We start from the raw sequence: 22,706 nt of genomic DNA on the forward strand, positions 1-22,706 counted from the left end.
ACCATCGCCTCCGCGACGGCCTTCCTCTACGCAGCCGCCGCCATGGTTCTTATCCGCCGCATCGCGCGAGCGTCATGAGTTCCGGGACGGACTCTCAGCGAATTCACCCGAGCGAAGATCCTGACTGAGGTCGGCGTCAAGACCGATGTGTTCACGCGCTTTTCAACAGTTGCCGGCGGGGCAGGATCAGTCGACACGCCCCGCGATGTCCGCGGCTTTGCTGTAAAATTCTATACCAAAGAAGGCAATTGGGACCTCGTCGGTAACAATATTCCCGTCTTCTTCATCCAGGACGCAATCAAGTTCCCCGATCTGATCCATGCTGTGAAGATGGAGGCCGATCGCGGCTATCCGCAGGCTGCGAGCGCGCACGACACATTCTGGGATTTCGTCGGCCTGATGCCTGAATCAACCCATATGATCATGTGGGCGATGTCCGACCGGGCCATACCACGATCGCTTCGGATGATCGAAGGTTTCGGAGTGAACACGTTTCGCTTGCTGAATGACCGGGGTGAGCCAACCTTCGTGAAATTCCATTGGCGCCCCAAGCTGGGGGCTCAGTCCACCTGTTGGGACGAAGCTGTCAAGATCGCCGGCGCCGATCCCGACTATCATCGACGAGATCTTTACGAAGCCATCGCCAAGGGCGATTGTCCGGAATGGGAGTTCGGCGTGCAGCTCCTTAGCCAGGACGAGGCGGATGCACTACCATTCGATATATTGGACGCGACGAAGGTGATCCCGGAGGAATTGGTCCCGATCCGCGTGATCGGCCGCATGGTACTGAACCGCAATCCGGACAATTTCTTCGCAGAGACGGAGCAGGCCGCATTCCTGCCAACCAACCTGCCACCCGGCATTGACGTCTCCGAAGATCCGCTTTTGCAAGGGCGGCTGTTTTCGTACCAAGATACCCAGTTGTCGCGCCTAGGGACGGTGAACTTCCACCAGATTCCGATCAATCGGGCGAAGGGCTGCCCCTTCCAGAACCTGCAGCGCGACGGGCAGATGCAGACGCAGGTCTTCGTCGGCCGGGCCAATTATGAGCCCAACAGTCTCAGCGAAGCCGGAGAGGATGGCGGTCCGCGCGAGGATCCGGTCGGCGGGTTTCGGAGCGCTGCCGTTCCGCTCGAGAAGCACAAGGTTCGCCTGCGCGCAGAGAGCTTCGCTGATCATTTCAGCCATGCGCGATTGTTCTACCGCTCCCAGAGCGAGATTGAGCAGGCGCATCTGGCGAGCGCACTCGTTTTCGAGCTCTCTAAAGTCTCCCTGGAACATGTGCGCGACCGGGTCATGTCGAATCTCCTCAACGTCGACAAGACGTTGGCACAGCGCGTGGCGGACGGGCTTGCGATGCCATTACCGCAACCGTCCAGGCCAGCGGTCGCGCCGGTCCATATGGAGCCATCGCCCGCCCTGCGCATCGTGGGCAAGTATCCCGAAACCTTGAAGGGACGGACCGTCGGAGTCCTGGTATCGGATGGGGCAGACGGAGCCATGGTGGCGGCAGTCAAAGCCGTCGTCGAAGGCGACGGCGGTTCGGTCAAGATTATCGCCCCGAAGATTGGGGGCGTGAACCTGAAGGACGGCAAGCTGCTTAAAGCCGATGGCCAGCTCGCAGGTTCGCCCTCTGTCTTCTTCGACGCTGTCGCGCTTATCCTCTCCGATGCCGGCTGCTCCGCATTGATGAAGGAGGGAGCGGCGATCGATTTCGCCAAAGACGCCTTTGGACACCTCAAGGCGATCGGCTACAGCGCGGAAGCCAAGCCCCTTCTCGACAAGGCTGGCGTCGAACCGGACGACGGCGTCGTTGCTCTAGGCAAGACGGCCGATGCATTCCTTCTGCCGGCGCGCACACGGCAATGGTCTCGCGAACCAAAGGTCCGCATGCTGGCCTGACGACCTTGAAGGCGCGCATCGAGAGAGCTAGCTCCGCGCCATCGGCGCGTAGGGATATCCATCGCCCCGACCTGATGGAGCGGAGTCACCGCCAGCTTGCGCAGCAAATCGGGGACGATCTTGTGCCCCGGCGCCGGCTTCGAGGTGTCGGGCGGCGGTAGAGTGCCTCTATCCCATGCGCTTCGTTAGCGTGGCGCATGCAGGCGCCCGGTGACATGCCCCTCAGCCAGCAGCAGGCTTTGCAGCATGCCGCTGCCGGCGAAGGGGTATTCCAGATGCAGCGTGTCAATCGCGCGCATTAGATGAGCCAATGAGAACGCTGCGCAACTCTCTCCGCCTCAAAGAGGAACTGACTGACCTCTCCGCAGTTGTCCCGGCAGTCCCGCCAGTCGCGACACCCGGAGAGCAGCTATGGACGACGTCATCTATCTGGTCGGCCTCGTGGTCGTGGTCATGGCGATCCTCTCCTTTTTTGGCCTGCGATAGGAGCGTGCCATGGCAAGCGAAACCGATGTCGTCGTCGTTGCTCCGACCCAATCTGCCTCGCCCTCCGGCTCCTATCTTGAATGGAGCGCGATCTTCGGTGGCGCAGCCCTTGCTGCGGCCATCACCACCCTTTTCACGACATTCGGCTCGGCGATCGGCCTCTCGCTCGTCTCGTTCGAACCTTCGCGGTCGACTGGCATCACCGCGCTGGCCATTGCCGGAGCCTTATGGGCGCTTTGGGTGAGCGTCACAGCCTCTGCAGCCGGTGGCTATCTCGCCGGCCGCATGCGGCGTCCAGCCGCCGATGCCAGCCTGCACGAGCGGCATGTGCGTGACGGGTCGCACGGTCTGGTCGTCTGGGCGGTCGGAGCGTTGCTCATCGCGGGCCTTGCGGCGTCATCCGTGGCCGGTCTAGCGAGGACGGCCGCCAGCGGAGCAGCTGCCGCTACGACGGCCGCTGGCGCGGCGCTCAGCCAACAGCCGGATCCCCTTGCAACCGCGGCCGATATGTTGACCCGTTCGACAGGCACCGAGCCCGTATCACAGGCAGAGCGCGAGGAAGCCTCGCGCATTCTGGTGCGCAGTCTCGCGAGTGGCCAGCTCGATCAAGCGGATCGCTCCTATATTGCGAGCCGGATGGCGGCCCGGATGAACATCGCCCAGCCCGAGGCTGAAAAGCGCATCGACGACGCCTTTTCTCGCCTCAATCAGGCGAAGGAGACCGCCAAGCAGGCTGCCGAGCGCGCCCGCAAAATCGGCGTTCTCTCCGCGTTCCTGACAGCGGCGGCTTTGCTGGTGGGTGCAGCGGCAGCCTGGATGGCGGCCCAGCTCGGCGGCAAGCACCGCGACGAAGAACTCGATCTCACCGCCCTCTGGGGGCCGCGCTGACGCAGAACCAAAGGAGCTCATCATGCGTGATGGACACGGCAATCCACTCAGCCCCGAGCAGGAAGCGGCGGTGAAATCTCGCCAACCGGCACAGCAGGATGCGAAGGGTCAGTTTGCGCCCTCCCAGGCGAAACCCAATCCAGATGGGCTGGTCAGCGCCAACCCGGTCGTCCTCTCCGGGGATGGCGACGCGACGCCCGGAAACGGTCATGGCCGTGATCGGGACCAGAGCGAACCGCGCTCAAGTTAATCGGCAAGCGATCGATGGCGGTACCGACGATCATCGTCCTACCCTTCGAGGAGCGCGGGGCAATCCCGAACAATCCGCGCTTCCCGGCTCTCGTCTACCAGCAGGCTTTCCGGCCTGATCAGACCGACCTCGCCGCTACGATGGAACAGCGCTTTGAGGCAAATGGCTGGCCTCCGGCCTGGCGCAACGGCATCTACGACTTCCATCACTATCACTCGAGAGGCCATGAGGTCCTCGGCATTGCGAGAGGCTCAGCCGGGCTGGTCTTGGGCGGAGAAGGCGGCCGGGAGCTTAACGTCAGCGCGGGCGATGTCGTTCTCCTACCCGCCGGTACTGGCCATCGTCGGCTCAGTGCAAGCAGCGATTTCCTCGTCGTTGGTGCCTATCCTCCGGGACAGAGCGGGGACATTCTCCGTGATGCGCCGACGATGGAGGTCCGGACTGCGATCAGCCGGCTGACAAGACCGCCGAACGATCCTGTATCCGGTCGCGAAGGGCCGATGGTCGAACACTGGAGCGACGGGCTCTAAGAGCCACGTCACACGGACTCAGGTCCGAACAGGGCCAAAAAGCCGATCGGTTGCGAATGGGATACCCGGCTTCAGACGAAGCTCCCCTTGGTTTAGTCGGTCTAGCGCGATCCCGGCCCGGAGCAAGCCGCCAGGCACGATCATGTTCTGCAGGAGCAACCATGCAACGGAATCGACAGTGCGGCCCGACAGGATCGAGAGCGCATTCAGCATGTCGCTCCGTTCATCTGCAGGAGGAAGCGTGCCCTCACCGCTTTGCTGCTCGGAGGAGCACGTAACTTGGCGGCAGAACCTGATTGACCAGTTCTGGAGAATGATGGCTCGTCGTGTCCTCCTGGCCGCAAGTGGACAACGCGGCAGGAGCCGACCAATTCTCTGTTCAGCAACGGCTTTTCAGCGCTCGCTGAAAAAATCCCGAAGCGCCTGCGCGACCGCCTCCGGTGCCTCTTCCGCCATGTGGTGGCCGCAGGCTGTCGCGTGCCCTCGACGATCAGGCGCCCATGGCTGCCAGACGTCCATTACATCGCCATAGAGGCCTTCAGACGCGAATAGGAGCGTCAGCGAATAGCGATCGCGGCTGCGGAACTTCGCGCGCGGCTCAAGTGTTGTCCGCGAAACGCCACCGCGGGAGCCGTCATGCCGACACCAAACGACCTCGAAGCCAAACTCTGGAAGGCTCTCCGTTCCGACATGACCGTCATGCTCGGGCTCGAGAGAGCAGGCGACAATCTGATGCGACCGATGACGGTGCAGATCGACGGCGATGCCGATCACGGGCCGCTTTGGATCTTCTCTGCGAACGATACCGGACTGGTGAAGGCGCTGGCGGGAGGCGACAACGCGTTCATGTCATTTGCCGGCAAAGGGCATGACCTCTTCGCCAAGATCACAGGTACGCTGGCGCTCGACAATGATCGCGCAGTCATCGATCGGCTGTGGAATCGCTTCGTTGCGGCCTGGTATGAGCACGGGAAGGACGATCCCAAGCTCGCGCTATTACGATTCGATCCGCACCAGGCGGAGATCTGGGAGAACGAATGGAGCTTGATCGCGGGCATCAAGCTCTTGTTCGGCTCCGATCCCAAGCAGGACTACGCCGAAAAGACTGCCAGTGTGCGGCTTGACTGACCAGCCATGTGCACTCACCGTTGCAATGCTGAGCGCGAAATATGATCAAGACCATACTCAACAGCGTCGCGACGGCATGGATTGCGCGCGATGCGGAGCGCGGCGATATCCCTGAGGGAATGTCGGCTCCATTGACGCTGCTCGCGGCGAGGCTGCCAGCGCCGATCCTCGTTGTTGGAGCGATTGGCTACGGACTTTATCGCCTGAACATGGAGACGCGAGCGCGCCGGGCCAAAGATGTCACGCCGAAACGTCGGCGCGCCGCACCGCGGAAAACATCTTCAAGCCCAAATCGCCGAGGCAACAGCGGCAAGGCTCGGAGCTGATCGGCGCAAGAGCAATTCCGCGTCAGGTCTTCTTCGTTCGCGTCCGATCGGGCAAAGCGTCAATAGCTTCGTCAGCAGCCTGATCCTCGTGGAGCACGCCTTCACGAAGGACCTTTCGGGCAGCCTCGTCCTTCTTCCTGGAGTCGGTCGGGATGCCTTTTGTCTCAGGCGTCGCCTCAAGGCCGATGTCCTTGGGCTTTTTGCCAGCATTCTTGGCGCTGGCGGCAAAGGTGGCGAGGGCTTCCGGTTGCTTGGCCATGGCATTTCCTCCGATTGTGACTGCAACCGGAGGGCAGGCTGGTTGTTCCTCGTCTTGGGACGGCCACCAACCCGTCGGCTGGGGCATACAAGCGGTAGAGGCGGCCTATTCGGCCTTGAGATTCTCTGCAGATGACTTGCCGGATCGCTTATCGGCAACGACCTCAAAGGAAATCTTCTGGCCTTCGAGCAGCTCGCGAAGGCCGGCGCGCTGCACCGCGCTGATATGAACAAATACGTCCTGGCCACCACCATCGGGCTGAATGAAGCCGAAACCCTTCGTCGTGTTGAACCATTTTACCGTGCCGGTCGCCATTCCTGCCTCCTCATCGGGAGCGCCAGCATGACCGCCATGGTCGCGAAGGGCAATCGCCCGGCCACCGCTTTATGTTCTTAAAACTCTGTCATTTGCTATTGCGCGCATCACGCATCCCGGCCATGGAGGCCGGCCCGCAGAGACGTGTTGATGCCTATTTCCCAAGCGCAGTTTCTCAGATCTAACCTCATTCTGCTCGCCGGTGCGGCGATTGCGCTGCTGATTATCGTCATCGCAGCCTTCTGGCTGACCCGGGCTTCGGAACGCCAGTTTGACGAGGTGGTCGCCTTCCGCGAGACGCGCAGCGCAACGGCTGACCTTCTCTCGCTTGCGCAGGACGCCGAAACCGGCCAGCGCGGCTATCTGCTGTCGCGCGACGCTGCTTATCTTCGCCCTTACACCGATGCCATTGCCCGGTTCGAGCCGACACTGCAGCGCCTCAAGGCATCGGCTGGAGCGGCCGAGCTGGCGCAGGCCGAGGTCACCCGGCTGGAGGGCGCGCTGCGTGGCAAGCTGGCGGAACTTGCGCAAACAATCGCCGTAGCGGAGCGTGGCGCCTGGGACGAAGCGCTCGCCACGGTCAGGCAGGGCTTCGGCCGCAACCTGATGGATGACGTTCGTGTCGGACTTGGCAGCATTATCGCGCAATCCGAGCAACGGCTTCAACGGGCGATCGCCGGCCAGGAAACGGCATCGACGCGGCTGCGCTGGACCATCGCGCTCGGCGCGCTCGTCATCATTTTGTTCGCGGCCGCTGCATTCTGGACTATCGTGCGCTATACGCGGGAGATCATCGCCGCTCGATCCGAGGTCACGGCCCTCAACATCGGGCTCGAACAGCGCGTGCAGCAGCGTACCGAAGCGCTCACCCGGGCCAATGAGGAAATCCAGCGCTTCGCCTATATCGTGACGCACGATCTGCGGGCGCCGCTCGTCAACATCATGGGTTTCACGAGCGAGCTCGAAGCGACTGCGGCGCCGATCAAGGCCTATTTTGATGCCGGCGAAGCGGCGACCCCGGCAGCGCTTGAGGAAGCCCGCATCGCAGTCGATGCGGACCTGCCGGAAGCGATCAGCTTCATCCGCTCCTCGACGCGAAAGATGGATGGGCTGATCAATGCCATCCTGAAGATCTCGCGCGAGGGCAAGCGCGTCCTGCGCGCCGAAGCGATCGACCTTCCTGCCGCGCTGCAGGCCGCTGCGGCAGCCGTGCACCATCAGGCGAGCGAGAATGGCGACGGCATCACCGTCGAATGTCCGCCGCTGAAGATTCGCAGCGATCGGCTGTCGATCGAACAGATCTTCGGTAACCTCCTCGACAATGCGATAAAGTACCGGTCACCGAAGCGCGAGCTCAAAGTGGTCATGCGCGCGAAGCGGGAGAAATCGGGCTGGGTCGTCATCGAGGTCGAAGACAATGGCCGCGGCATCGCACCGACCGATCACGAACGGATTTTTGAGCTTTTTCGCCGGTCGGGCACACAGGACAAGCCGGGCGAAGGCATCGGCCTGGCGCATGTCCGCACCATTGTCCGCAACCTCGGTGGCGACATCACCGTCAGCTCCAAACTGGACGCTGGCACAACCTTCTCGATCTTGTTGCCGCCTGATCTCAGCGCGGTTCAGCGGAGTACCGCCACGTGAGCAATGGAAAGCCGGTTTCGATCGTGATGATCGAGGATGATGAAGGCCATGCCCGCCTCATCGAGAAAAACATCCGCCGTGCGGGTGTGAACAATGAGATCATCCCATTCCAGAACGGCACGGACGCCCTGGCGTTCCTGTTCGGAGCGGATGGCACCGGCGAAGCCAGCTCGCGCCGGCAGTTGCTCATCCTGCTCGATCTGAACCTGCCGGACATGGCCGGCGTCGACATCCTGGAGAAGGTCAAGGCGAACCAGCATACGCGCCGCTCGCCGGTCATCGTTCTGACCACGACCGATGACAGCCGCGAGATCCAGCGCTGCTACGATCTGGGTGCGAACGTCTACATCACCAAGCCGGTCGACTACGAAGGCTTCGCCAACGCCATCAAGCAGTTGGGGTTGTTCTTCTCGGTGATGCAGGTTCCGGAAACCGAATGATCCAGTCAGTGGCGACGCGGTAATGCCCAACCGCATCATCAAGGCTCTCTATATCGACGACGACGCTGCCCTGGGGCGGCTCGTGCAACGCATTCTTGGCCGCCGCGGCTATCAGGTCGATCACGTCACAAACGCGGAAACTGGGCTTGTGCGTCTGGCAGATGGCGACATCGACGTTGTCATTCTCGACCATGATCTCGGCACGACCTCGGGCCTCGCCGTCCTCGAGGATCTGAGAGCACGCGAGCAGGCGCCTCCTGTGGTCTACGTCACGGCCTCGACCGAGCTTTCCATCGCGGTCCAGGCGCTCAAGGCTGGCGCCGTCGACTATGTCGTGAAGGCGATCGGCGACGACTTTGAAGTGCTGCTGGTGGCTGCGCTGGAGCAGGCTGTCGACCGCGCCCGGCTGATGCGGGCAAAGGAAGAGGCCGAGCTCCAGGTTCGCCAGGCCAAGGACCGGGCCGAGATGCTGCTGGCTGAGGTCAATCATCGCGTGGCCAACAGCTTGGCGCTGGTCGGCTCGCTGGTCCGGATGCAGGCCGGCGCCGTGAAGGAGCCTGGAGCCAAGGCAGCGCTGGCCGAAACGCAGGCGCGCATCACCGCCATCGCGAACCTGCATCGCAGCCTTTACACCTCCACGGACGTCCAGCAGGTCGATCTGGCGGCCTACCTAGACACACTCGTCGGCGAATTGGGCAACTCGATCACGGCCTCAGGCAGGACGCCGATCGTCAAGCTCGACGCCGAGCCCGTGTCGATCAAGACGGACCGGGCCGTCTCAGTCGGCATGATCGCGACGGAACTGGTCACCAACGCCCTGAAATACGCCTATCCGGTTGGAGAGGGCGAGGTGCGCGTCAGCGTTTCGCGGACCCCCACCAATCAGATCACGCTCAGCGTCGCGGATGACGGGATCGGCTGGACGGGCGATGGGGCAGCAAAGGGCAGCGGGCTCGGTGCCAAGATCATCGCCGCGATGTCGAAAAGCCTCGGCTCGACTCTCGAATATCGCAGCCAGCCGATCGGCACGCTGGCATCCATCACGTTCGACGAAAAGCTGGGATAAACGGCGAACAAATGACCGGCAGCATTGCTCTAGAGATTGATCGCGAGCGCCAGCGCCAAGTTGAGCGCCAAGGCCAGATAGATCCAGAACTCCAACGAAACGCCAAACCGCATCGGATCGTCCCTCACTGGTCGCGAAGAAATTCTGCATCGATCCGATCGTTCCGCGTCCACCGGGATTTGATGAAAATGCCGAGAATGTTGGTGAACGTTTTGTTGCCATTACCCGCGACCAGACCGGCCAGAATGCTTGAACCCGTGTCGCTGTGCACGGGACAGGCGGGCGAAAGATGAACTGGATAACGATCGCGGGTTCGGTTGCCGCGCTTTGCTCGATGGTCAGCTTCATGCCGCAAGCCTGGCGCATCATCAAAAGCCGCGACACTGGCTCGATCTCTCCGGTGATGTACAGCTTCACAGTGGCTGGTTTCGCGCTTTGGACGCTCTACGGGATCGGGCTGGGCGAATGGCCGCTGATCGTGACCAATAGTGTCTGCCTTCTGCTGGCGTCCTTCATCCTGCTGATGACTCTCTTGCCGCAGGCGAAAAAGGACGCGATGGCTGATACGGTGGATCCTGACGCGTGAGATCGAGGGCCTATGGACAAGGACCACTATCTGGAGAGGCTCGTTCGGAAGCTCGAAACGAACTCACCCTTGCAGTCCGAGGAGCGAGACCAACTGCTTCGACTGCCGCTGGTCCTCAAGCAGTTCGAAGCCGGCCATGACATCGTCAGCGAAGGGGAGCGGACCAAGAACTGCTGCCTAGTCGCCGAAGGCCTGGTTTGCCGGTATAAGATCGTGGGCGACGGGCAGCGCCAGATCCTCTCCCTGCATCTCCCGGGCGATATTCCCGATATCCATTCGCTCCTCATCGAGCAGATGGACCACAATCTGGGAACCCTCACCGCCGCGACCGTTGGCATCATTCCTCATGAGGCCGTCCGCATCCTAACCCGGTCTTACTACCGGATTGCTGAAGCGTTCTGGCGCGAGACACTTGTGGAAGCCGCCATTTACCGGGAATGGATGGTTGGAATTGGCCGGCGTTCAGCGCCAAGCAGGATCGCCCATCTGTTCTGCGAGTTCATCACCAAGATGACCGCGATCGGCCTATCTGATGGCAAGACCTGCGAGCTGCCTCTGACGCAGCCGGAAATCGCCGACGCACTCGGGCTCTCAACCGTTCACATGAACAAGAAGCTGCGCGAGATTCGGCAGGCCGGGCTTGTGCGCCTACGCTCAAATAAGCTGACCATCCTGGACTGGAAAGGCCTGTGCCAACTGGCTGAATTCGACCCGGATTATCTGCATCTGCGGGAAGCCAGCTCCAAAAAGTGAGGCGCGGCTGGAACACCGGACGGCGAGCCGCATTTGACAGGCATGCCCCGGTACTTCTTTCACACGCGCGATGGCGACCACATCGAATTGGACGACGAGGGCACCGAGCTGCCCGATGATCGAGCCGCCAAGAACGCTGCGAAGGAGCTACTTTCCGGCCTGAACCGCGAGAAGCTCCCTAATGGCGATCACATGGAGCTTGCGGTCGTCGTGAAAGATTCGGCCGGCGTAAAAATTTATACGGTGACCTTGCATCTTGATGGGCACTGATCGCTTGCGCTGTTCTTTCATCTCGCCGCGATGGTCGACGGTCGTGCTCGATCATTTCTAGCGACCGGTTTCCCGGGCGCAGATGGAACTTCTCCTGCCTGCTGCCGTTATTCAGGGCAATTAGCTAACTAACTGCCAGATAAGGAGATTTCGATGCGAAACATGGTTCTCGCGTCCCTTTTGTGCGCCTGCTTGTCGGCAGCCGCCACCGCCCAAACGTCGACGACAGCGCCGACACCATCACCCAACGCCCCGGCCGACGCCAACGCACCGCTTCCCGGCGCCAACAGTTTCACCGAAGGCCAGGCCAAGAGCCGCCTCGAGGCGAATGGCTACACGAACGTCAGTGAACTCAAGAAGGACGACAACGGCGTTTGGAAGGGGACTGCGACACATTCCGGTGCCCAGGTGACCGTCTCGGTCGACTATCGCGGCAACATCACCCGCAACTGACTTTCGCCTGTCGAGTCACGAGGAGGAGAATTCTCATGCGTACAGTCACCCGTTCATATGAGAGCTACGACATCGCCCGGCGGGTCGTCGAAGAATTGCAATCGGCCGGGTTTCCAGCGGCGGACATCAGTCTGATCGGCCGTCATGAGAGCGCCGACAACAGCAACGCCGGCGAGGGCGCAGGTATCGGCGCTGCGCTTGGAGGTGCGGCAGGCCTCCTGGCGGGGCTCGGCTTGATCGCGATCCCCGGCATTGGCCCGGTCGTCGCGGCTGGCTGGCTTGCATCGACCGCTGCGGGCGCTGCAGCGGGCGGCGTGACTGGCGGCATCATTGGCGCCTTCACGAGCGCCGGTGAGGATGAGGAGAGCGCCAACTATTACGCCGAGACCGTGCGGCGCGGCGGCACCGTGGTATCGGTCAGGGCATCCGAGGAACAGGCGCCCGCGGCGGAGGCGATCATGGACAGCGCCATTCCGATCGATCGCGATACTCGGCTTACCGACTATCGGAACCAGGGTTGGAGTCGGTTCGACGAGAAGGCGGATCCCTATCGCGGACCGATCGTTTGAGAATCTAGCCTGATCCCGTGCTGGTCTGACGCCCGAAAAAGCCAGGCCGCCATATAGTCGCCACTGACTAGGGCAAGTTGTCTGGCTACACGCGCGACAGCCTGAATGCAGGTCTGTCGCCAAGATCGAGCTCACTGCAGATGCACCGGTCGCTCGGTCACCAAGGCCCGGCCTTCCAATGGAGGCCGGGCCAATCTGTTTGGCCTCCGGCTTTGCCACCACGTGTTGCGTCGCCGCTATTTGCCTGCGACGCCTCTTCCCATGACGCATACGGTGCTGCGCATCTTTGTGAAACAAAGCGCGTCGAAGTCGGCAATGCGCAAGCCCACGAGAATCGCTGCTTACCATGCTGTTGAAGAGCGTGCGCGACTGGGATGAAGATGGTCCTCCGGCTCGCCTGGGTTTCGCAGTTCCGTCTTTTGACATGGACAAGGGCTGGAAAGCGGGTCGTAGTGACCGGGCAGTTGTCTCCTTGCTTTTGGACATGACCGCGAGCGGCGCCCATTGACGCCGCCAAGCGGAGACAAGCTATGGTCACCGGAAAAGGCAGCCTGAATCTGCGCAACGGACGCGCGATCGATGTTCTGTATCAGTTCGCGGGCGACTATGATGACCGAAGAGTCGGTTATCTGCTCTTCGACACAACAGAATGCGATGACAGCCTGTTTTGCCACAGGCTGACGCTCGACTGCGACGATGGCTTGTCCGTCTTGCTCGTGGCCATGAACCGCAGCGACAGGCATCTGGCCGTGCACGGTCGCGTGCTTGCCCTCGCTGCCGAGGCAGTTTGAGCGGTCGGTTGCCGAGGCCGGCTTTGAAGCTCTCTAGGTCGATCGCCAGCGACAGGATGGTGTTGGCGACGACGACCGCGTCGGCGCCGGCCGTCTCGGCAGCGCGCGCAACCTCCCGCACGCCGCCGGTATTCGGCGTCAGCTTGACCCAGAGCGGCAGCTTTCTCGCCTTGCGTAGTTCGCGCGTCACCGTTTCTGTCGACTCGGCCCGCATCGCGAAGGCCTTGCCGTCTTCCGCGATGTTCGGACAGGAGACGTTGGCCTCGATCGCGGCGATGCCAGGGATCGAGAGCTCGGCCGCGAGGCTGGCGAAGCCCTCCGCCGTCGGCGCCAAGATCGAGGCGACCAGCGGCGGGTCATAGGCCGCATAATGCGGCATGGTGGTCGCGATGAAATAGGGCGCGCCCTTCGAGGGGATGCCGATGGCGTTGATCAGCCCGCCCGGCCGCTCGACCATCCGCGGCAGCGGATTGCCGGCGCGCAGTTCGCGCGTGATCGTCTTGGTGACGAAGGCGCCGAGCTGGTTGAAGTCCTTCACCTTCTGCAGCCCCTCGGCGAAGGCGCCCCAGGCCGGCATCACCGGATTGCGCAGGGTCAGTTCGCCGATCCTGACCGAGAGGTCGACGTTGAAGTCGCGCACGCAGCTCTAGCAAAGCCCGATTCCGCAGGTCATCTGCTGCTCCATCGCGACCTGGCCGGGCAACCCGAACTCGCGCGCCAGGCGCTGCACCCGCATCAGCCGGCTCGAACCGCAGGTGGACAAGGCATCGCGCTGTCAGACGGTCTCAAGACGAATGGAGTTGGGGCGCTCGCCCGTTTTCCCAGGGCGCTTGCCAGGGCCGCTTGACGGCCGAGGTGTCGATCCCGGCCGCGAGAAATCAGCAACGGCACGGCAAACCCGATTCCGTCGCGTCTTCATCCTATATGAATGCCTAAATCTCAATTTTGCGACAAAGTTTGGGCCGCATCAGACCAGCTCCGAGGATGCCTTCTTCTGGGGCGGCGGCGCGATCGCCGAGCGGTCGAGTGCGGCGCGCAGAACGGTCCCGGCTTCGCTGCCCTTGAGGGCACGGCCCCAGAGTCCGTCGGCGATGTCCTCATAGAGACGTACCGGCTCCTCATCCGCGGTCAGCATGGCGATGCCGGATCGGAGATTCGGCAACTCGCCGCCCAGGCGGAACGGGCTCAGCCCCAGCAGCGTCTTCTCCGCGGTGCGGAAAAGCTGGAATGTGATGTTCGGCAGCGTCCCCTCGATTAGGCCGATCTGAACGCCCATCGGCTCGCTCTCGATCAGCCCGATCAGATGCTCGACCTCGGCGCGCGCAGCCAGGCGGCGGCGGGCCAGCTCGGCCGGCGGCAGGTTGAACCGGCCGACGACGCCGAGTTTGAGCCAGCGCTCGATCTCGAGCACATTGACGAAGTTGACGACGCTCAGCCGTCGGCGATTGCGGGCATTCTTGCGCTCGTCGAGGATCGCGATGATCGCATCGATCTCGGCCACGGCCTGATCGCGCGCGATATGGGGCGGCAGCGCCTCCACCAGGGTCTGCCGCAAATGGGCGGAGTAGCCGTCCGAGGTCAGCAGATAGGACAGCGGCGGGAAATGCGCGACGACCTGATCCGCCTGCTCCTCGATCTGCCGCATGCGCTCGAAATAGCTGAGCGGACTGGAGTAATACTCGACCCCTGCCCCGAGCAGCGAGGCGACGGTCGTGTCGAGCAGCGTCGCCAGCCGCTCCAGGGTCTCGATCTTGACCACGCCTCCGGCTTCGATCCGGTAGACCGCTGCCCGCGAGATCCCGAGACGCTCGGCGACGTCCTCGGCCAGCAGCCCGCGCCCCAGGCGGTAGGCTTTCAACCGCTCACCGATTTCCTCGAACCGGATTGCCATCGAGCCGACCCCGTCTGCCACATTATCTGAATCTCAGATTTTAGACAGCGTAGTCGATCCGAGGCCTGATGCGAAGTGCGAAGGCGGCTCTTCCGTGTGCGGCCTCTGGCTCGCCCGCGTCATCGACAATGCCGCCGCGCTGAGACGCCTATGTGCGGCACATCACAGACGCAATGCCCTCCCAACCGCCACAACGCCGCAACACCGCACGAGGAGGCGGCGGACAATGCAAGGGAGCGACCCATGTATGCGCTGAGAAGCGACTTTCTTCATGACATTGACAACCTGGCCGACATGCTCCGGCCTCGCACCAAGTCGGTGCTCGATCGGCTCGCCGGACGCATGGCGGTCGGGCAGATCCTCAGTGAGCATTTCCTCTATGAGGTCCACGGCCCATTCGTCCGGCCTGACCGGAAGCCGGCGCGACGCTCGCTGACGACGAGGTTGATCGAGGCGCTGTCCGGACGGCTGCGGAGGATCGCCCTCGGAGTGCAGATCCGCGACGCGGCAAACGCATTGTCGGGTCTCGACGACAGGATGCTGAAGGATATCGGCATCAGCCGTTCGGAGATCGAGTTCGCCGATCGGCAGCCGTGACCGCTGAGAAAATGGCGCGAGCGCCCCCGAAGCGCAGCGCCTCGGACGAACCAAGAGCGTCGTAATCCCGTTTAGGTAGGCCGGTGGCGAACCGGTTTCGCGACACGGTTCATCCAGCATGATATCAGGGGGATGCGGCAAGTTGGGCGTTTCCTGACCTGCGCCAATGTCGGTCGGAAGGGGAACGGCCGTGCGGTTCCTGCCTTGCTCCTTGCGCCAGGCTGTTCCAACGACGCGGCGCGAGACCATCGCGCTGCTCGGCGCGATGATTGCGTCGACGATCTCGGCCCGTGCGCAGCAAAAGGCCACGCCGATCATCGGCTATCTCGGCTCGAAATCGCCCGAAGCTTACGCCAGTCGGCCCGCCGCCTTCACCGAGGGCCTGGCCGAAGCCGGCTATGTTGACGGCCGTAACGTCGCAATCGATTTTCGCTGGGCAGAGGGCCAGTACAGCCGATCGCTGGCGCTATACGGCTCTGTGGCGGACAAGTGCCTTCCTCATCATTGGCTCCGGGCTTGCTGCCGCGCTGGCCTACTGGCTGACCCAGCGCATGATCGAGCCGATCCGGATTCTGGAAGACGGCGTGGCGCGGATCGGTGCCGGGCAGTTCGACCACCGGATCGACATCGCCACCGGCGACGAATTCGAGCGGCTGGCGACGCGCTTCAACGCGATGGCCGGCGATCTGGCGGTATCGCAGGAACGCTCGGAACGGATCGGTCGTCTCAAGCGGTTCCTCGCCCCCCAGGTGGCCGAACTGGTCGACCACTCGGGCGACGACAGTGTGCTCGACGGTCGGCGCATCGAGGTGGTGGTCGTTTTCGGTGACCTGCGCGGCTTCACCGCCTTTTCGGCACGCGCCGAACCAAACGTCGTCATGAGTTTCCTCAACGATTACTACGACGCCCTGGATAGAGTGGTGATCGACCACGGGGCGACGCTGACGCATTTTTCAGGCGATGGGATGATGGTCCTGATCAACGCCCCCGTGTCCCGCCCGGACCCGGCTCTATGCGCCATCCGTATGGCACTGGACATGCAGAAGACCGTCCAGTCCCTGCTGCGCGATCGCGAGCCGCTGGATCATCGCCTCGGTTTCGGGGTCGGGCTCGCTCTGGGGCCAGCGACGGTGGGGCGTATCGGCACGGAAGGTCGGCTCGAATACACGGCGGTCGGAAGCGTCGTGAATCTCGCAGCGCGCTTGTGCGCGAGCGCACGCAATGCCGAGGTGCTGATCGACATGGCTGCCGCTGACGCAGTCGACGGGCGCGTGCCTTTGATCGAACGCGATGCCCGCGTCCTGAAGGGCTTCGACAAGCCGGTTCGGGTTTTCGCTGCCGGCGAGGCGGCAGCGAGCTAGAGCATTTTCGAGCGAGGTGGGCACCGGTTCGCCTGAAGAAAATGCGATAAAACAAAACATAGAGCAATCTCGCGATTCCGAGAATTGCGGAATTGCCCTAGGTGCTCGAATCGGGCTTTCGTGGCGCCGGCCACTGCCACTAGGCTGCATCGACCTTCGCCAAGCGCCGCAGCTCGTCGATATCACGGATCAGGACTCGCCCTCGTCCCAACGAAATGATGCCGGTGCGCTTCCAGGACTGGAGATGGCGGTTGACCGTTTCGCGCGTCACCCCAGTAAGGGAGGCCAGTTCCTCCTGAGAGGCATGGACATCCGTGCCGTAGTCGGCGGCGAGCACCAGGATGCGTCGTGCCAATCGGATCACGGACGGCAGGAATGTCGTCTCCTCCAGCCGGCCGATGACATCGCGCAGCCGGGCGCAGAGAAGGTCGATCAGCTGCAGCGCCATCGGCGGCTCGCGATTGAGCAGGCTCAAGAAGTCCTGCCGCGGCAGGAAGAACATGTCGGTGTCCTCCATCGCTACAGCGTCGGCCGTGCGCGACTGGCCGTCGAGCAAGGTGATCTCACCGAAGACATCGCCGCCGCCAAGGACATTCATCGTCATCTGCTGACCGAGGTCGTCCACTGTTCCGATGCGGATCAGGCCGCGTCGGATGGCATATAACCCATCACCGGGATCGCCCTTGAGGAACAGGATCTCCCGGGCGGCGAGGTGCCGCTGCCTGCAGACGGCCGCGATCTTCTCGAGCGCATCCCGTTCGAAGCCCGCGAAGAACCGGTTCGCGCCCAGAATACTCACGAGACGATGAGAGGCATCACTCATCGGAAGGGCCCCGAGCACGTTGACCCAGCCGACATGCATCCGCAGCGCATAGATCGACCGGCTGGCATGGCGCAGAAACCAAGGCGAAAAGCCATCATATCGAGTTGCGACCACGCGCGGCAGATCGCAAACGGAACAGACCATGCCGAATGGCTTGATCTGTCACAACACACTCTGCGGCTATCGCTTTCGAGCCGCGGCGCAAGACGATATCGGAGTTGGCCGGCTTTTGTGAACACCCTTGACGTCATGTTCTGGAGTGTCCGATGCCGCGTTTTCGCAATGCCTATCCGCCGGAGTTCCGGCGACAGATGGTGGAGCTGGTCCGATCCGGACGAACGCCTGAAGAGCTTGCCCGGGAGTTTGAGCCGACCGCGCAGCCGATCGCCAACTGGGTTCGCTTAGGCCCAGCGCGACGCGGAGTGCAGAACTGTCGAGGCAACCTGGCGAAAGCTCAGCGACCCAATCCAGCTCGTCTCGCCCGACGAATGCGCCAAATACATCGCAAAAGCAGGACACGCTTCCGTGTAAAAGAAGCGCGCTCTAACGCATTTTCGAGCGAAGTCGACACCGGTTTGCGCGAAGAAAATGCGATAGCACAAAGAATACGCTACCGGGCTCGACTGCGGTCAAGGAGATCGCCTGCGCGATCCGGGTCGGCGATCGGACCTGACCGAGTCCATCTCCGATGCCGCCACTGGGTCAGATCGGAAAACTGGGTGAGATTGCCGAGAGCAGCGGGTGCTCGAATGCGTCACGCAGGCTTCGAGAACCTGCAAGGAACACGCATAATGGCGCCGGGCCGTCCCCTGCTCTCGTCATCCCCGCGCCTTTCGCCCGCGTCCCACGATCTCGCCGATCGAGACGACCAACGCGCAGATGGCGACCAGGACGAGCGATGCGGCCGAAGCCGCCGGCAGGTCGGTGCCAGTCTCCGAGACCTTGCTGTAGAGAACGAGCGGTAGGATGTTCACCTGCGTGCCGACCAGCGCGAGCGCCGTGCCATAGGCGCCGAACGCGACGGCCGAGGTCAGGCAGAAGGCCGCGACGAGGCTCGGCATGATCTGCGGCAGCATGACGTCGACGAGCGCCCTCGCGCCGCTGGCCCCGAGCGAGCGCGCTGCGGTCAACTGGTTGCGGTCGAAATTGCTGATGGCCGGCAGCACGATCAGCACCACGCGGGGCACCAGATAGTAGGAATAGGCCAGGCCGAGGCCGAGCGGCGAGAAGATGAAGGCCCCGGTCACCGCCGGGTCGAAGCCGAGCTCGGCCAGAAGCAGGGTGACGAAGCCGGAACGGCCCAGCAACAGGATGAAGCCATAGGCGACGATCAGGCCCGAGAAGGTCAGCGGCAGCGAGATCGCGATTAGAGCCGCCGTGCGCAATCCCGGTGCGAGACGAGACAGGGTCAGCGCGACGCAGAAGCCGACGACCAGCGAAAACAGCGGCGCGACCGTGCCGAGGACGAGCGTGCCGCGCAGCCCGTTCCAGAACACGGGATCGGCCGTGAGCCGGCCGAAGGCACTGCCGCCATCGGCGAGAGCGCCGACCAGCACGGCGCAGACCGGCAGCAGGAAAAACAGCCCGAAGACGATGGCGCCGGGCGCTGCAAAGGCGGCCAGGATAGGGGTGGATGCACGTGCACTCATCGACCGTCTTTCGCCTCGATGCAGGGGCAACGCCAGGCTGTCCCATTGGGACAGCCTGGCCGTAGCGGTTACTGGCCAAGGATGGCCTTGGCCCAGCCGGCGTCGATCTCGGCCTTCTTGGCGGTCGCCTTGGCGATGTCCATCGCGCGCACCTGCGGTGCAGCCGGCATCTTGTCGGCGACGCTGGCGGGCATGGAAACCCCGGTGACGGCCGGGCGCACAAAGCCTTCGGCGAAAATCTTCTGGCCTTCATCGCTCATGATGAAATTCAGCCAGAGCTTGCCGGCATTGGGGTTGGGCCCGTTCTTGACCAGGGAAATCGCGTAGGGAGCGGCAGCCGAGGCCTCCTGCGGGATCACCACCGAGATCGCATCACCCATGCCGTCGACGAACTTCGCCTTCAGGCCGTCGTTCTCATAGCCGATCCAGATCGGGATCTCGCCCTTGAGGAACTGGGCATAGGGCGTGGTGCCGACGGTGCGCAGCACGTTGCCGCCCTTGGTCAGCTTGCCGAGATAGGCGATGCCGGGAGCGACATCGTCCATGCTGCCGCCATTGCCGAAGGCAGCGGCGAAGGTCACCACCTGTCCCTGCCCCGTCGAGCGGGGATCCTGATAGACGATCGCACTCTTGTATTCGGGCTTGAGCAGGTCCGCCCAGCTCTGCGGCACGGTCTTCACCAGCTTTGTGTTGACCAGGAAGGCGACGTTCAGTGTGTGGATCGAGAACCAGCGGCCGTCCGGGTCACGCAAGGCGTTGTCGAGCCGGTCGAAATTGACGGGCTTGAAGCCTTCGACGACGCCAGCTTTCGCTGCATCGAGCGCCGATGCCGCGAAATAATACGCTGTGTCGGCCTGCGGCCGGTTGCGCGCCTTGTCGAGGGCGACGACCGTCGCCGCCGAACCGAGATCGTTATAGACCATCTCGACGCCGGGATAGCGCTTCTGGAAGGCCTTGAACTGGCCTGCCCAGTTGGCCCAGGTCGGCCCGGTGTCGAACGACACGACCAGGCCTTCCTTGCGGGCGCTGTCATAGAGGGCCTTCTCGCCGGCATAGAGTTCGGCGCCCTCGAAGGCGAAGGCCGGGCCGCCCATGGCCCCGGCTGCGGCCAGCAGGGCGACCTGCAACAAATGTCGTCTGTTCATCGGAATGTCCTCGCTGTTGGAATAAGGGTCTAGTCGGCGGGTAGGAGCCGCACGGCATCGCGCGGAATGGAAACGGCGGTGACTGGCTCGCGCTGATGGGTTTCGAGGCGGATCAGCCCGCCTGCCACCATGAGGTCGATGCGTCGGATCGGCCCGAGATAGCGATCCGCGGCAGCCTGGCCGGAGAAGCTCCCCGGCCCCTCTACCATTCCGGCCGCGTCGACCGGCTCAACCCGCTCCGGACGAACGAAGACGATCACCGATTCGCCCGGCGAGCGGGCATGGGTCTCGCAGGCAAGCGGGCCGATCGCGGTCTCGACCAGGCCGGCCCCGGCGATCTTTCCCGGCCAGAGATTGGACTGGCCGACGAAGGACGCGACGCTGGCATTGACCGGCGTCTCGTAGAGTTCGCGCGGCGTGCCGAGCTGGATGAGGCGGCCCTCGCGCATCACCGCGACCTTGTCGGCGATCGACAGCGCCTCTTCCTGGTCGTGGGTGACGAGGAGGGTCGCGATGCCCGCGGAACGCTGGACCCGCAGGATCTCGTCACGCATCTCGACGCGCAGGCCGGCATCGAGCGCCGACAGCGGCTCGTCGAGGAGCAGTCCGCGCGGCTCGAACACCAAAGCGCGCGCCAGGGCGACACGCTGCTGCTGCCCACCCGAAAGCGCAGCCGGCAGATCGTCGGCGCGCATATCCATGCCGACACGGCGCAGCATCTCCAGGGCCTGGGCGCGTCGCCCCTCCTTCTTCATGCCCCGCACCTTCAGGGGGTATGCGACGTTCTCCCAGAGCCGCATATGCGGAAACAGCGCATAGGACTGGAACACCACGCCGAGGCGCCTCGCCTCGGGTGGAAGCGCGCTGACCTCCGCGCCCTCGATCAGGATGCGACCGCGATCCGGCTTCACGAAGCCGGCCAGCAATTTGAGGATCGTCGACTTTCCCGAGCCGGAAGCTCCGATGATGGCGAGCAGCTCGCCGCGGCCGATTTCAAGCGAAATGTCGAAGACGCCGCTGCTCGCACCCGGATAGGTGAAGCTCACATTCTCGTATCTCAGCGTCATGCGACGGGTTCCGCCTTGCTGGAGCCGGCGAACCGGACGGTCAGGCTGCTGGCGAGCGAGGCGAGGATCGCGAGGCTCAGGAGGACGATGGTGGCGGCGCAGGCAAAGCCGGTCGCGCCGTAGAAGGCCTGGAGCAAGACCACCGGATAGGTGCGCGACAGGAATCCCGATACCAGGTTCGAAAGCTGGAATTCGCCGATAGACAGGGCCGCGACCGTCAGCATGGCTGACATCATGCTGGTGCCGAGCAGCGGCAGCGTGACATCGCGCAGCCGGGCGGCGAAGGAAGCGCCGAGCGTCGCGGCGGCGTGCTCGTATTCGTCGAGGCGCAACTGCTCCATGTCGGCGACGAGCGCCGTCACGGTGTAGGGCAAGGTCAGGACGAGGTGGCCGGCCGCCAGCAGCCAGAAACTACCGAGCCAGGGCAGCGCGTCGGATGAGAAGACGAGAATGAAGCCGAAGGCCAGGACCAGTTCCGGGACGGCGACCGGCATCAGCGTGAGCAGCCGCGCCGCGATGCGGACGCCGCCGCGAGCACCTGCCTGAATGGCATAGGCGAGCGGCAGCCCGATCAGGAGATTGAGCGCGCAGGTGGCGCCGACGACCTGGAGACTGGTAACGAAAGCGCGGCGAAAGCTCGGATCGCTCGCGACCTCGGCATACCAGCGGCCGGTCATGCCATTGGGGAGAAGCGTGTTGCTCCAGTTCTCGCCGAAGGATCCGAGCGCGAGCAGCAGCACCGGCGCCGCCAGGAAGATCAGATAGGCGATCGCGATCGAGGGCAAGGCCGCAACCTTTCATGGACTTCGGCGCTAGACGATCCATTAGAAGCCTGACGTAATAGATTTATGACATATGGAAGAAATCTTACAAATTCCCGAGAATGTGGCCCGCGATGCGCGCCAGTGCGGCCTCGGGGCTGTCCAGGCGCGCCACGCCGTCGACCACGGGCGCATCTGCGAGCGCGAGGACAAGGCGCTTGAATTGCAGGCCCAGCGCCATTTCCGACAGCGTTCCCACACCGCCGCCGACGGCCACCAGGACGAGGCAGCTGCGGGCGATGATCGCATTGCGGGCCGGCCCGATGCCGGTCGCGATCGGGATCGCGACATAGGGGTTCGCCGCCTGCCATTCCTCGTCAGGCAAGAGGCCGATCGGCAAGCCGCCACCAGCCGCATGCCCCTTGCAGGCCGCTTCCATCACGCCATTCTTGCCGCCGCAGAGCAGCTGCAGGCCATGCTGGGCCATGGCGAAGCCAAGCTCTTCGGCGAGTGCGCATTGATGCTGGGTTGCTTCCCGCGGCCCGATAATGCCGATCGGCACACGCCTCAGCGCTTGCGTCGCCGCGAGATGCCGGAGCGCCGCGGTCGCGCTGACGTCCGCTGCACCGGCATGATCTGTGTCATCGGCTCGCCAGCTCAGCGTCGAAGGATCGAAACGCCTGCCGTCTGCGACCAGGGCTCGGATATCTGGCAGCCACCGCAATCCTGTCGACATTCGCTCGCCCCTTTCGCTGC

General features: G+C 63.3%; 25 protein-coding genes and 2 pseudogenes. 16 read left to right on the top strand and 11 right to left on the bottom strand.

Annotated elements, in window-relative coordinates; all coding sequences use genetic code 11:
* Window positions 1-102: 102 nt before the first annotated feature.
* Window positions 103-1,902: pseudogene (locus ACFPOB_RS01165) on the top strand (catalase); the annotation flags it as partial.
* Window positions 1,903-1,935: 33 nt separating this feature from the next.
* Here the strand turns inward: ACFPOB_RS01165 and ACFPOB_RS01170 are convergent.
* A pseudogene (locus ACFPOB_RS01170) lies at window positions 1,936-2,204 on the bottom strand (IS3 family transposase); the annotation flags it as partial.
* A gap of 193 nt (window positions 2,205-2,397) precedes the next feature.
* Between ACFPOB_RS01170 and ACFPOB_RS01175 the strand changes: the two are divergent.
* The 5 genes from ACFPOB_RS01175 to ACFPOB_RS01195 all read left to right on the top strand — a co-directional run bounded on the left by ACFPOB_RS01175 (window position 2,398) and on the right by ACFPOB_RS01195 (window position 5,510).
* Entirely contained in the window at window positions 2,398-3,276 is an 879-nt protein-coding gene (locus ACFPOB_RS01175; RefSeq protein WP_377795223.1) for a hypothetical protein, read from the top strand.
* Window positions 3,277-3,298: 22 nt separating this feature from the next.
* Window positions 3,299-3,526: a hypothetical protein gene (locus ACFPOB_RS01180; RefSeq protein ID WP_377795224.1), complete on the top strand. Its 228-nt coding sequence runs from the start codon at window positions 3,299-3,301 to the stop codon at window positions 3,524-3,526.
* Window positions 3,527-3,540: 14 nt separating this feature from the next.
* A complete protein-coding gene (locus ACFPOB_RS01185; RefSeq protein ID WP_377795226.1) occupies window positions 3,541-4,056 on the top strand; it encodes a cupin in 516 nt (171 codons plus the stop codon).
* Window positions 4,057-4,692: 636 nt separating this feature from the next.
* A complete protein-coding gene (locus ACFPOB_RS01190; RefSeq protein WP_377795228.1) occupies window positions 4,693-5,184 on the top strand; it encodes a pyridoxamine 5'-phosphate oxidase family protein in 492 nt (163 codons plus the stop codon).
* Between the two features lie 41 nt (window positions 5,185-5,225).
* The gene (locus ACFPOB_RS01195; protein ID WP_377795230.1) at window positions 5,226-5,510 is read left to right on the top strand and encodes a hypothetical protein; all 285 of its coding nucleotides are present in this window, start codon (window positions 5,226-5,228) and stop codon (window positions 5,508-5,510) included.
* Window positions 5,511-5,532: 22 nt separating this feature from the next.
* Here ACFPOB_RS01195 and ACFPOB_RS01200 read toward each other — a convergent pair whose 3' ends face one another.
* Both ACFPOB_RS01200 and ACFPOB_RS01205 read right to left on the bottom strand, forming a co-directional pair.
* Complete coding sequence (locus ACFPOB_RS01200) at window positions 5,533-5,769, bottom strand: hypothetical protein (protein ID WP_377795232.1); 237 nt, start codon at window positions 5,767-5,769, stop codon at window positions 5,533-5,535.
* Between the two features lie 105 nt (window positions 5,770-5,874).
* The gene (locus ACFPOB_RS01205; protein ID WP_377795234.1) at window positions 5,875-6,084 is read right to left on the bottom strand and encodes a cold-shock protein; all 210 of its coding nucleotides are present in this window, start codon (window positions 6,082-6,084) and stop codon (window positions 5,875-5,877) included.
* A gap of 150 nt (window positions 6,085-6,234) precedes the next feature.
* Here ACFPOB_RS01205 and ACFPOB_RS01210 point away from each other — a divergent pair, with 150 nt between their 5' ends.
* From ACFPOB_RS01210 to ACFPOB_RS01245, 8 genes are all read left to right on the top strand, one after another.
* Window positions 6,235-7,728, top strand: coding sequence for a sensor histidine kinase (locus ACFPOB_RS01210; protein WP_377795236.1), 1,494 nt, complete (start codon window positions 6,235-6,237; stop codon window positions 7,726-7,728).
* Between the two features lie 26 nt (window positions 7,729-7,754).
* Window positions 7,755-8,168: a response regulator gene (locus tag ACFPOB_RS01215; protein ID WP_091843740.1), complete on the top strand. Its 414-nt coding sequence runs from the start codon at window positions 7,755-7,757 to the stop codon at window positions 8,166-8,168.
* A 22-nt stretch (window positions 8,169-8,190) separates the two neighbouring features.
* Complete coding sequence (locus ACFPOB_RS01220; protein ID WP_377795238.1) at window positions 8,191-9,234, top strand: sensor histidine kinase; 1,044 nt, start codon at window positions 8,191-8,193, stop codon at window positions 9,232-9,234.
* 289 nt (window positions 9,235-9,523) lie between these two features.
* Window positions 9,524-9,820, top strand: coding sequence for a SemiSWEET family sugar transporter (locus ACFPOB_RS01225; protein ID WP_377795240.1), 297 nt, complete (start codon window positions 9,524-9,526; stop codon window positions 9,818-9,820).
* Between the two features lie 12 nt (window positions 9,821-9,832).
* Entirely contained in the window at window positions 9,833-10,573 is a 741-nt protein-coding gene (locus tag ACFPOB_RS01230) for a Crp/Fnr family transcriptional regulator (RefSeq protein ID WP_377795242.1), read from the top strand.
* Window positions 10,574-10,615: 42 nt separating this feature from the next.
* Window positions 10,616-10,843 carry a DUF6894 family protein gene (locus ACFPOB_RS01235; RefSeq protein ID WP_377795244.1) on the top strand — a complete coding sequence of 76 codons (228 nt, stop codon included), beginning with the start codon at window positions 10,616-10,618 and terminating at the stop codon, window positions 10,841-10,843.
* A 153-nt stretch (window positions 10,844-10,996) separates the two neighbouring features.
* On the top strand, window positions 10,997-11,296 hold the full coding sequence (locus ACFPOB_RS01240) for a hypothetical protein (protein ID WP_377795246.1): 300 nt from the start codon (window positions 10,997-10,999) through the stop codon (window positions 11,294-11,296).
* Between the two features lie 35 nt (window positions 11,297-11,331).
* Complete coding sequence (locus tag ACFPOB_RS01245; RefSeq protein WP_377795248.1) at window positions 11,332-11,865, top strand: hypothetical protein; 534 nt, start codon at window positions 11,332-11,334, stop codon at window positions 11,863-11,865.
* A gap of 534 nt (window positions 11,866-12,399) precedes the next feature.
* Here ACFPOB_RS01245 and ACFPOB_RS01250 read toward each other — a convergent pair.
* Entirely contained in the window at window positions 12,400-13,296 is an 897-nt protein-coding gene (locus ACFPOB_RS01250) for a beta/alpha barrel domain-containing protein (protein ID WP_377795250.1), read from the bottom strand.
* A gap of 327 nt (window positions 13,297-13,623) precedes the next feature.
* Complete coding sequence (locus ACFPOB_RS01255) at window positions 13,624-14,547, bottom strand: helix-turn-helix domain-containing protein (RefSeq protein WP_377795252.1); 924 nt, start codon at window positions 14,545-14,547, stop codon at window positions 13,624-13,626.
* Window positions 14,548-14,790: 243 nt separating this feature from the next.
* Here ACFPOB_RS01255 and ACFPOB_RS01260 point away from each other — a divergent pair, with 243 nt between their 5' ends.
* Window positions 14,791-15,144 (top strand): DUF1127 domain-containing protein, encoded by a 354-nt coding sequence (locus tag ACFPOB_RS01260; RefSeq protein WP_377795254.1) that lies wholly within the window; start codon window positions 14,791-14,793, stop codon window positions 15,142-15,144.
* 398 nt (window positions 15,145-15,542) lie between these two features.
* Entirely contained in the window at window positions 15,543-16,505 is a 963-nt protein-coding gene (locus ACFPOB_RS01265) for an adenylate/guanylate cyclase domain-containing protein (protein ID WP_377795256.1), read from the top strand.
* A gap of 139 nt (window positions 16,506-16,644) precedes the next feature.
* Here the strand turns inward: ACFPOB_RS01265 and ACFPOB_RS01270 are convergent, their stop codons facing one another.
* The 6 genes from ACFPOB_RS01270 to ACFPOB_RS01295 form a co-directional block, all read right to left on the bottom strand.
* Window positions 16,645-17,472 carry a Crp/Fnr family transcriptional regulator gene (locus ACFPOB_RS01270; protein ID WP_377795258.1) on the bottom strand — a complete coding sequence of 276 codons (828 nt, stop codon included), beginning with the start codon at window positions 17,470-17,472 and terminating at the stop codon, window positions 16,645-16,647.
* Window positions 17,473-18,146: 674 nt separating this feature from the next.
* Entirely contained in the window at window positions 18,147-18,977 is an 831-nt protein-coding gene (locus tag ACFPOB_RS01275; RefSeq protein WP_377795260.1) for an ABC transporter permease, read from the bottom strand.
* 68 nt (window positions 18,978-19,045) lie between these two features.
* Entirely contained in the window at window positions 19,046-20,122 is a 1,077-nt protein-coding gene (locus ACFPOB_RS01280) for an extracellular solute-binding protein (RefSeq protein WP_377795263.1), read from the bottom strand.
* 29 nt (window positions 20,123-20,151) lie between these two features.
* Window positions 20,152-21,189 (bottom strand): ABC transporter ATP-binding protein, encoded by a 1,038-nt coding sequence (locus ACFPOB_RS01285; RefSeq protein WP_377795265.1) that lies wholly within the window; start codon window positions 21,187-21,189, stop codon window positions 20,152-20,154.
* Complete coding sequence (locus ACFPOB_RS01290) at window positions 21,186-21,974, bottom strand: ABC transporter permease (protein WP_377795267.1); 789 nt, start codon at window positions 21,972-21,974, stop codon at window positions 21,186-21,188. The genes ACFPOB_RS01285 and ACFPOB_RS01290 overlap by 4 nt, the downstream gene beginning before the upstream one ends.
* An 82-nt stretch (window positions 21,975-22,056) precedes the next feature.
* Window positions 22,057-22,686, bottom strand: coding sequence for a TIGR00725 family protein (locus tag ACFPOB_RS01295; RefSeq protein WP_377795269.1), 630 nt, complete (start codon window positions 22,684-22,686; stop codon window positions 22,057-22,059).
* Between the last annotated feature and the right edge of the window lie 20 nt (window positions 22,687-22,706).

Origin of the sequence: Allobosea eneae, from assembly GCF_042657265.1 — a bacterium.
GTDB classification, from domain to species: domain Bacteria; phylum Pseudomonadota; class Alphaproteobacteria; order Rhizobiales; family Beijerinckiaceae; genus Allobosea; species Allobosea eneae.